At 69.4% G+C, this 9,884-nt stretch carries 8 protein-coding genes; 3 read left to right on the top strand and 5 right to left on the bottom strand.

Features of this window, described 5'->3' with window-relative positions; genetic code table 11:
* The 4 genes from H7F53_RS16030 to H7F53_RS16015 form a co-directional block, all read right to left on the bottom strand.
* On the bottom strand, nucleotides 1-1,816 hold a 1,816-nt coding region (locus tag H7F53_RS16030; protein WP_185680520.1), incomplete at its 3' end, for a DEAD/DEAH box helicase.
* 165 nt (nucleotides 1,817-1,981) lie between these two features.
* Nucleotides 1,982-4,684 carry a preprotein translocase subunit SecA gene (secA, locus tag H7F53_RS16025; RefSeq protein ID WP_185680519.1) on the bottom strand — a complete coding sequence of 901 codons (2,703 nt, stop codon included), beginning with the start codon at nucleotides 4,682-4,684 and terminating at the stop codon, nucleotides 1,982-1,984.
* Nucleotides 4,685-4,770: 86 nt separating this feature from the next.
* Nucleotides 4,771-5,043 carry a hypothetical protein gene (locus H7F53_RS16020; protein ID WP_185680518.1) on the bottom strand — a complete coding sequence of 91 codons (273 nt, stop codon included), beginning with the start codon at nucleotides 5,041-5,043 and terminating at the stop codon, nucleotides 4,771-4,773.
* Nucleotides 5,044-5,127: 84 nt separating this feature from the next.
* A complete protein-coding gene (locus tag H7F53_RS16015) occupies nucleotides 5,128-5,811 on the bottom strand; it encodes an energy transducer TonB (RefSeq protein WP_221773779.1) in 684 nt (227 codons plus the stop codon).
* Nucleotides 5,812-5,978: 167 nt separating this feature from the next.
* Between H7F53_RS16015 and H7F53_RS16010 the strand changes: the two genes are divergently transcribed.
* The 3 genes from H7F53_RS16010 (at nucleotide 5,979) to H7F53_RS16000 (ending at nucleotide 9,320) form a co-directional block, all read left to right on the top strand.
* On the top strand, nucleotides 5,979-7,031 hold the full coding sequence (locus tag H7F53_RS16010) for an acyltransferase family protein (RefSeq protein ID WP_185680516.1): 1,053 nt from the start codon (nucleotides 5,979-5,981) through the stop codon (nucleotides 7,029-7,031).
* A gap of 259 nt (nucleotides 7,032-7,290) precedes the next feature.
* Nucleotides 7,291-8,517 (top strand): bifunctional glutamate N-acetyltransferase/amino-acid acetyltransferase ArgJ, encoded by a 1,227-nt coding sequence (argJ, locus tag H7F53_RS16005; RefSeq protein ID WP_185680515.1) that lies wholly within the window; start codon nucleotides 7,291-7,293, stop codon nucleotides 8,515-8,517.
* Nucleotides 8,514-9,320, top strand: a complete 807-nt coding sequence (locus H7F53_RS16000) for an inositol monophosphatase family protein (protein WP_185680514.1) — start codon at nucleotides 8,514-8,516, stop codon at nucleotides 9,318-9,320. The genes argJ and H7F53_RS16000 overlap by 4 nt, the downstream gene beginning before the upstream one ends.
* 166 nt (nucleotides 9,321-9,486) lie before the next feature.
* On the opposite strand, the gene trxA is transcribed toward H7F53_RS16000, so the two are convergent.
* Nucleotides 9,487-9,807, bottom strand: coding sequence for a thioredoxin (gene trxA, locus H7F53_RS15995; protein WP_185680513.1), 321 nt, complete (start codon nucleotides 9,805-9,807; stop codon nucleotides 9,487-9,489).
* Nucleotides 9,808-9,884 lie beyond the last annotated feature (77 nt).

Raw genomic sequence — 9,884 nt, 5'->3', positions numbered from 1 at the left:
AGCCCGGCCGGGGCGGCTTGCGGCCCGGACCGCGCTTGCCGAACGGCGGGCGCGGCTTGCCGTCGCCGCCGCGCGCGTCATGCCCCGGCCCCATCGGCCGCGGCCCGTCACGCCCGGGTCCGCCCGGGCCGCGCTCGACCGCGCGATAGCTCCGCGGACCACGCGCAGGGCCACCGGGACCGCGCGAGTCCGGCGCGGCATCGCGGCGGTTCTCGCGCGCCATTTCGCGCGGCTTGCCGTCCAGCGCGACGATCTCCACCCCGTCGTCACCCTCGGCCGTGCGGCGCACGGCATCAGCGAAGCGCGCGGCCAGCGTGCGCGGCACCTCGAACAGGGTCTCGCGCGCGGCGATGCGGATCGCACCGATATCCTGGCGGCTGACATGGCCGCGCCGGCACAGCAGCGGCAGGATCCAGCGCGGATCGGCGTTCTGGCTGCGACCGACGTTGAGCCGGAACCACTGCGTGTCCTCGAAACCGGGGCGCGGGCCGCGCGGCGCCTGGGCGGCATCGTCGGCCAGCAGGTCCTCCGGCGCGGGTAGCCGCGCGCGGTGCGCCTGGACCAGCGCAGCGGCGATCTCCTCCGGGGACTTCTCGGCAAGCAGCCTTTGGGCGAGCGCCTGATCCTCCTCGGCCACCTCGACCGGGGCGAGCAGTGCCGCGAGCAGGCGCTCGCTGTCGGCCTTGCGCACGTCGGCGGCGCTCGGCGCGGGGATCCATTCGGCCGGGATTTTGGCGCCCTTCAGGACCATCTCCACCCGGCGACGGCGCGGATAGGGCACGATCAGCACGGCGGTGCCCTTGCTCCCGGCGCGGCCGGTGCGGCCCGAGCGGTGCTGCAGCGTCTCGGCATCGCGCGGCAGCTCGACATGGATCACCAGGCTGAGCCCGGGCAGGTCGATGCCGCGCGCCGCCACGTCGGTGGCGACACAGACCCGCGCCCGGCGATCGCGCAGCGCCTGGAGCGCGTGGTTGCGCTCGTTCTGGCTGTGCTCACCCGAAAGGGCGACCACGGTGAAGCCACGCTCCTGCAGGCTGGCGTGGAGCCGGCGCACGCTTTCACGGGTGGCGCAGAACAGGATCGCGGTCTCGGCCTCGTGGAGGCGCAGCAGGTTGACCACGGCATTCTCGATATCGGCGGGCGCCACCGCGACCGCCTGATAGGTGATGTCGCCGTGGCCGCGCTCGGCCGAGACGGTCGAGATGCGCAGCGCATCGCGCTGGTAGCGCCGGGCCAGCGCCGCGATCGGCGCCGGCATGGTGGCGGAGAACAGCATCGTCCGGCGCGTCGCGGGGGTGCCGTCGAGGATTTCCTCGAGGTCCTCGCGAAACCCCATGTCGAGCATCTCGTCGGCCTCGTCGAGCACGATCGCGCGCAGGTTGCTGAGATCGAGCGCGCCACGTTCGAGGTGATCGCGCAGTCGGCCCGGCGTGCCGACGACGATATGCGCGCCATGCGACAGCATGCGCCGCTCGCGGCTGGGATCCATGCCGCCGACGCAGTTGGCGACGCGCCCGCCGGCAGGAGCGTAGAGCCATTCAAGCTCGCGGCTGACCTGCAGCGCCAGTTCACGGGTCGGTGCGATCACCAGCGCCAGCGGGCTTCCCGCCGGCGGCAGGGTGCCGTCGGCGAGCAGTTCGCCGGCAAAGGCCAGCCCGAAGGCGATGGTCTTGCCCGAGCCGGTCTGCGCCGAAACGATCAGGTCGCGGCCGGCCGCCTCGGGTTCGAGCACGGCGGCCTGGACCGGCGTGGGCTCGGCATAGCCGCGCGCGGCCAGCGCGTCGCCCAGCGGCGACGGGAGTTGGGTAAAGGGCATGAAACAGGAATCCACAGAGCCGCATCCAAGCGGCGGAAAGTCAATGGGCGACGGCGCCCCTGGGGGGGCCCATAGCCCCATCCGGCCGGCGGGGCCAGCCGGCATTTGCTAGCGGTGGCGGCCGGCCGGTCGAGGGGCTGCAGCGCCCCCCGGCCAGCGGCGGCGTCAGGCGGCGACGCCGTGGCAGTGCTTGTACTTCTGGCCCGACCCGCAGGGACAGGGCGCGTTGCGCGACAGGCCCATGCCGGCATAGGGATCGCTGCCGCTGGCCGCCAGCATCGGTGCGCCGATCCCGGCGCCGAACAGCCCGGCCGGGGCCTCGCCGCCCAGCTGTACCCCGCCCTGCCCGGTCAGGAATGCGGGCAGCTCCGGCAGGGCATAGTCCTCCGGCTGCTGGAAGCGGAATTCGCTGGTGCAGAGCACCTGGGTCACGTCCTCGCGGATCGTCTCGAGCATCTTCTCGAACAGACCGAAGGCTTCCTGCTTGTACTCGTTGATCGGGGTTTTCTGCGCATAGGCGCGCAGGAACACGACCTGGCGCAGCGCGTCGAGCGTGGCGAGGTGTTCCTTCCAGTAGTGGTCAAGCCGCTCGAGCAGGATCGACTTCTCGATCGTGCGCCACACCTCGGGCTGATCCGCGGTGCGCCCGGCCATGCGGGCATCGGCCAGGTCCGACAGGCGTTCCTCGATGACCTCGGGATCGATCCCGTCCTCGGCCAGCCAGTCGTCGATCGGCACCTCGACCCCGAGGATCGCGAGGGCACGCTCCTTCAGTCCCTCGATGTTCCACTGCTCGGGGTAGGACCCCGGCGGGCAGGCGTCGGCGACAATGGCGTTGACCGTGTCGTGCCGCATGTCGAGCACGACCTCGTCGACGGTCTCGGAATCCATGATGTCCGAACGCTGCTCGTAGATCACCTTGCGCTGGTCGTTCATCACGTCGTCGTACTCGACGACCTGCTTGCGGATGTCGTAGTTGCGCGCTTCGACCTTCTTCTGCGCGGTCTCGATCGCCTTCGACAGCCACTTGCTGCCGATCGCCTCGCCGTCGGCGAGGTTGCTGTTCATCATCCGTGCGAACAGGGTATCCGGCCCGAAGATACGCAGCAGGTCATCCTCGAGGCAGAGGTAGAACTTGCTCATCCCGGGATCGCCCTGCCGGCCCGAACGGCCGCGCAGCTGGTTGTCGATACGGCGGCTCTCGTGGCGCTCGGTGCCGATCACGCAGAGCCCGCCGGCGGCAAGCACCTGCGCCTTCTCGGCGGCGACTTCATCCTTGATGCGCTGGATCGCGGCCTCGCGCGCCGGGCCCTCGGGCAGGTCCTTGAGCTCGTCCTCGATGCGGAACTCGACATTGCCGCCCAGCTGGATGTCGGTGCCCCGGCCGGCCATGTTGGTCGCCACCGTAACCGCGCCGAGCCGCCCGGCCTGGGCCACGATCCGTGCCTCCATCTCGTGGAAGCGCGCGTTCAGGACCGCGTGCTTGACGTTCTCGCGCTTGAGGAACTCGGACAGCAGCTCGGACTTCTCGATGGAGACCGTGCCGACCAGCACCGGCTGGCCCTGCTCGCTGCGCTCGCGAATCAGCTTGGCGATCGCGGCGAACTTGTCCTGGGTGTTCTTGTAGAACTCGTCCTCCTCGTCGCGCCGCTGCACGGGCACGTTGGTTGGGATGGTGACGACGTTCATCTTGTAGATGTCGAAGAACTCGGGCGCCTCGGTGGCGGCGGTACCGGTCATGCCCGACAGCTTCGGATACATGCGGAAGTAGTTCTGGAAGGTGATCGAGGCCATGGTCTGGTTCTCGGGCTCGATCTGCACGCCCTCCTTGGCCTCGACCGCCTGGTGCAGGCCGTTCGACCAGCGCCGGCCGTCCATCATGCGGCCGGTGAACTCGTCGATGATGATGATCTTGCCGTCCTTCACGACATAGTCGATGTCGCGCTTGAACATCACGTTGGCCTTGAGCGCCTGGTCGAGGTGGTGGACCACCTGGGTGTTCTCGACGTCGTAGAGGTTCGAGCCTTCAAGCAGGCCAGCCTCCTCGAGCCGCCGCTCGGCCCATTCGACGCCGTCCTCGGTGAGGGTGATGTTCTTGGTCTTCTCGTCGGCCTCGTAAAGCTCGGCCGGCAGCTGCTTCACCACGGCATCGACCGCGATGTAGAGGTCGCTCTTGTCATCGGTCGGACCCGAAATGATCAGCGGGGTGCGGGCCTCGTCGATCAGGATCGAGTCCACCTCGTCGACGATCGCGTAGTTGAACGGGCGCTGCACCATCTGGCTGCGCTCGTGCTTCATGTTGTCGCGCAGGTAGTCGAAGCCCAGCTCGTTGTTGGTGGCATAGGTAATGTCGGCGTTATAGGCCTCGCGCCGCTCCTGCTCGTTGAGGTTGGGCACGATCACGCCCACGGTCAGGCCGAGGAAGCGATGCAGCTGGCCCATCCATTCGGCGTCGCGCCGGGCGAGGTAATCGTTCACGGTGATGACGTGGACGCCCTTGCCCTCGAGCGCGTTGAGGTAGGTGGCGGTAGTGGCCACCAGGGTCTTGCCCTCACCGGTGCGCATCTCGGCAATCTCGCCCCGGTGAAGCACGATGCCGCCGATCATCTGCACGTCGAAGTGGCGCATGCCGAAGACGCGCTTGGAGGCCTCGCGCACCGTGGCGAAGGCCTCGGGGAGGATGTCATCGAGCGTGCTGCCGGAGGCCAGCTGGTCGCGCAGCTTCTGGGTCTGGCCCTTGAGCTCGTCATCCGAGAGCGCTTCGAGCTGCAGTTCGAAAGCGTTGATCCGGGCAACGATCTTTTCGAGCTTCTTGACGTAACGGTCGTTGGACGAGCCGAACATGGCCTTGGCAAGGGCGCCGAGCATAACTGTAATCCTGTCAATCGGGGGGGGCCGCGCCAGGCGCGCGGCGAGCATGCGGAGGTCAGGCCGGAACGGCGCCGACGGTCCGGCTATTCGTGGGCGCGGTCGATCCCGGGCAGGACGGGCGCGCGCAGGGCGCCGAGCGGTCCGGTCCGAGGAGCGGGATCCGGGCGCTGCGGTTCGGCAAAGCGGGCGGTGGCCCGGCTGGCAAGCGCGACAACCACCGCATTCGCCGTGCGGACGGCGACGCGCGGAGCGGCGACAAGACCCACCTCGGCGCGCGCGCTGCTCACCCTGGCGCAGGCCGGAGCTTGCGCGGCAAGGCCCAGCAGGGCGAAGAGAGCGATCAGGAAACGGGTCATCGGTACCGCAGGGATATAGGGATATCCCGGGCTCCCGTCCACCCTGCGCGGGCTTGCCCCCCGACACCGGCTGAGGGCGCCGGTTCAGGGCACCGGCAGAACCTCATAACGGACCGTGGTGCGGACCCGGCGGGTGACGGGCTTGCCGGCCGCGTCAAGATAGCCGCTGGCATAGCTTCCCGGCACGCACGGATTGCGGCCCGCAACCGCCTGCGCAGCGCCGCCCACCGCGCTTTCGATCCGGCAATCAGAGCGTGCGCCGTCCGGTCCGACCAAGAACGACATGACCAGTTCGCCCGCCTCGGGCCTGGCAGGACGCGGCATGACCCACCTGACCCGGTTGAGGTAGTGCCCCACCACCGGGCGGGCGTTCTGATCCACGGCCGGGGCGAAGCGGGCGCGCTCGCGGACCAGCCGGCAGGTCGCCTCGTCGAGCGCCCCCGAGCCGCTCGAGCTGCGGATGTGGCATTCGCTCACCTGGCCCTCGAGGCCGATGACCAGCGAGAACTCGACCACCCCCTGATGATCGTCGCGCAGGGCCTGGGCGGGGTAGTCCTGCGTGGTAACCCAGCTTGCGGGATCGTTGAGCGGGCGGGCCGATTGCCCCGGCGGCGGGAGCGGCGCGGCATCCGCGCTAGCGCGGACCGGATGGGCTGCACCCGCGGGACGCTCGGTCTGCGCCTGTCCCGGAGCGGCCGGCACGACGAAAGCGGGCAAGGCGAAGACGGACATCACCAGCCGGGCGTAACGGTGTGATCGGAGCAACATCTTCTCCCCTCAATGCGCCCCCGTCCGTCGAGTGTGCCATGCCGCGTCGGCCGACACCAGTCCCGTTGCGGCGACGGTTTGCCATGCTTCCCCACTCGGTTATGGAGACCCCGGCGAGACGTGAGCGCGTGGCAGGCGCCGATCCAAGCGCAGGGGGATGACAGGACATGAGCGTGGACCAGAAGGCAGCGGCACCCGGCGCGGTCCGCCCGCATGTCCGGCTCGGCCAGCTAGACGGCCTGCGTGGTTTCGCCGCGATCGTGATCATGCTCTACCATGCGGACATGGTGTTCCGGACGCACACCCCGTTCGTGCGCGGCTACCTGCTGGTCGACCTGTTCTTCCTGCTGAGCGGCTTCGTGCTGGCCGTCTCGACCGAGGCCAAGCTCAATGCCGGGATCGGCGCGCTGGAGTTCACCCAGGCCCGGTTCGTGAGGCTCTGGCCGTTGGTCGCGGTCGGCGCCGGGGTTGCGGCCACGCGATCGCTGATCCGCGGCTATGATCCACAGGCGCTGGTCGTGATGCTGGCGCTTGATCTGGCGATGATCCCCAGCCTTGCTGGACGGGGCCCGTTCTACCGTCTCAACGGGCCACAGTGGACGCTGTTCTATGAGCTCCTGGCGAACTTCCTCCATGCCCTGGTGCTGCGCCGCGTCGCCACGCGCTGGCTACCGCTGATCGCCGCAATCTTCGGCGTGGGGCTGGTCTATACCGTGCGCCGCCACGGCTCGGACACGCTCGGCGTCAACGCTCCCAACTGGCACAACTGGTGGATGGCGCTGCCCCGCGTCGGCTGGTCCTATGTGCTCGGGGTCTGGCTGGGCCGGCTCTACAAGGCGGGCCTGCGCACCCCGGCGCTGCCCTGGTGGCTGGCCCTGGCACTGCCGGTGGGCGGGGTCATGCTGGTCCCCAGCCTGCCGTGGCGCATGGCGACGGGGGACCTGCTGTTCGTCATTCCCTTCCTGCCGCTGGCAATGTGGGGCGTGGCGCAGTGCCGCCCCCCGCAGTCCGCGTTGCCGGCGCTGGAATGGCTGGGGACCTTCTCGTTGCCGCTCTACTGTGTCCACCTCACCGTGCTGGTGGCGATGTCCGAGCTGTTCGGGCGCGGCGCGCCGATCAAGTACGCCGCGATCCTTGCCGCGCTGGCCTTGTCCTACCTGTTCTTCCGGCTGGTCTCGTTCGGGAGCAAGCCGACCGTGGTGAAGCCGAAGACCGCCTAGGCGGGGCATGGAACGGGACAGCCGCTTGCGCCCGATACCCGTCATCCCGGCGCAGGCCGGGATCTCTGGCATCGCCGCGGAAGATGCCAGCCTGCGCTGGCATGACGATGGGTTTGGCTTTGGGCTGGCAATGAGCGACAGCCCCGTCCACCCCAGCCACCCGCGTCCGCTCCCCACTCCACCCCGCCATTCCCTCGGCGGTTCGCCCGGTCCCAAACCCGCCTTGACCTGACGCTCCCGCAGCGGGATAGGCGCTGCCATGTCCGACGCCGTCTCCCCCCTCGCCGAACCCTTCCCCGCCCTGCCCGCGATCGCCGGAGTGACCCCGCGGGTCGCGCGGGCCGGGTACAAGGCCTGGGGTCGCTGCGACCTGACCTATGTCGAGCTGGTCGACGGCACCGCGGTCGCCGGGGTCTTCACCCGCAACGTCTGCTGCTCGTCCGAGGTCGATCTCGGCCGCCGGAACGTCGCCCAGGGGCGTGCCCGCGCGCTGGTGGTCAATGCCGGCAATTCCAACGCGTTCACCGGCTATCGCGGACGCGAGGCGGTGGAGCAGATCATGGCGCAGGTGGCGGAGGGACTCGGCTGCCCGGCAGACCAGGTCTTCGTCTCCTCGACCGGGGTGATCGGGGTGCCGCTGCCCAAGGACAAGGCGCGCGACGGCGTGGCCGCCGCGATGGCCGCCGCGCCCTGTACGTGGGAGGACGCCGCGCGCACGATCGGCACGACCGACACCTTCCCCAAGGGCGCCATGGCGACGGCGCTGGTCGACGGGCGGACGGTGACCCTGGCCGCGATCATCAAGGGCAGCGGCATGATCGCGCCCGACATGGCGACCATGCTCGGCTACATCTTCACCGATTGCGCCATCGCCTCGACCTACCTGCAGGACCTGCTGAGCGAGGCCAACCGCCGCACCTTCTCCTGCATCACGGTCGACAGCGACACCTCGACCAGCGACACGGTGCTGGCCTTCGCCACCGGCGCGGCGGGCAATGCCCTGCTGACCGGTCCGGACGCTCCGGGCGCCGACGCCTTCGCCGCCGCGCTCGAGGAAATCTGCCGCCAGCTTGCCCACCTGGTGGTCAAGGATGGCGAAGGTGCGCAGAAGTTCATCGCGGTGAGCGTGACCGGCGCGGTGTCCGACGAGAGTGCGCGCAAGGTTGGCCTGGCCATCGCCAATTCGCCTCTGGTCAAGACGGCGATCGCCGGCGAGGACGCTAACTGGGGCCGCGTGGTCATGGCCGTGGGCAAGGCCGGCGAGCCGGCTGATCGTGATCGGCTGTCGATCGGCTTTGGCGGCACCTGGGCCGCCCGGGATGGCCAGCCGCTGCCCGATTATGACGAGGCGCCGGTCGCCGCGCACCTCAAAGGCCAGGAAGTGAGCATCGAGGTCGATCTGGGCCTTGGCCATGGCCGCGCCACGGTGTGGACCTGCGACCTGACCCACGGCTACATCTCGATCAACGCCGACTACCGCTCATGAGCGAGGCCCTGACCCGCGGGGTCGAGGCGGTGATGCGCCGGGCCCTCACCACCGCGATCCTGCCACGCTACCAGTCGCTCGCCGCGCACGAGGTGATCGCCAAGGCCACCGATGACATGGTCACCGTCGCCGACCGCGAAGCCGAGGTGATGCTCGCCGAGGGCCTCGCCGCGCTGCTGCCCGAGGCGGTGATCGTCGGCGAGGAGGCCGCCCACGCCGATTCCGCCGTGCTCGACCGGCTGGGCGATGCGCTGTGCTGGATCATCGATCCGCTCGATGGGACCAACAACTTCGCCGCCGGCAAGCCGCCGTTCGGCGTGCTGGTGGCGCTGGCCGAGCGCGGGGTGACGGTCGGCGGGTGGATTCTCGACGGCCTCTCCGGCCGGTTCTGCCATGCCTTGCAAGGTCAGGGCGCCTGGGTGGACGGCGAGGCGGTGCGAGCGCGAACGACCGGCGAAGTTCCGCCGATCGCCGCGATCTCGCTGCTGTTCGCCAATCCGGAGCGCCGGGCGGGCCTGAAGACCTACATCGCCCCGCACTACACCCTGGTCGACATCCCGCGCTGCGCCGCAGAGCAGTATCCGCGGATCGTGCTGGGGCAGAACGACGTGTCGATCTTCGAACGGACCCTGGCCTGGGACCATGCAGCCGGCGTGCTGTTCGTGAACGAGGCGGGCGGCAAGGCCGCGCGCCCCGATGGATCGCCCTACCGGGTCGACCGCCATCTGGAGCCGGGGCTGATCGCTGCGGCCAGCCCGGCGCTATGGGACGAGCTGGCGGCACGGATGGCGGCGCTGAGCTGACCCAAGACACCACCGCGCGAACGGGAGTTCGGATCGGCTAACGTCAGTCTGGTGCCATCACCCCGGGCAAGCCCCGGGATGACAGCACCCCTGGTGGACGGGCAGTTTGGCAAGGTAAAGGCGCCTGGCGGCCGGCTCGCAACGTCTCGGCTGCTAACCGCAAGGCTCAGAGCGCGCCTTCCAGCCACTGCTTGAGCTGGCTCTTCGGCGCGGCACCGAGCTTCTGCGCCACCGGCTGGCCGTTCTTGAACAGGATCAGCAGCGGGATCGACTGCACCCCGAACTGGCTGGCCGTGTCGGTGTTCTCCATGATGTCGACCTTGGCGATCGTCACCTTGTCGGCCAGCTCCTCGGCGATCTCCTCGAGTGCGGGGGCGATCATTTTGCAGGGACCGCACCAGTCGGCCCAGAAGTCCACGAGCACCGGCTTGTCCGACTGGAGGACGTCGGCAGCGAAGCTGGCATCGGTCACGGCTTTGGTCGACATGGAACGAAACTCCTCAATGCTTTCGTCCGCCTATCTAGGCCTTCGCCCGTCCCGTGCAACCGGGCTTTGCCGATAGG

Origin of the sequence: Novosphingobium piscinae (assembly GCF_014230355.1) — a bacterium.
GTDB lineage: Bacteria > Pseudomonadota > Alphaproteobacteria > Sphingomonadales > Sphingomonadaceae > Novosphingobium > Novosphingobium piscinae.
The sequence above is the reverse complement of the archived record's forward strand: the minus strand, read 5'-3'. Positions and strand labels throughout refer to the sequence as shown.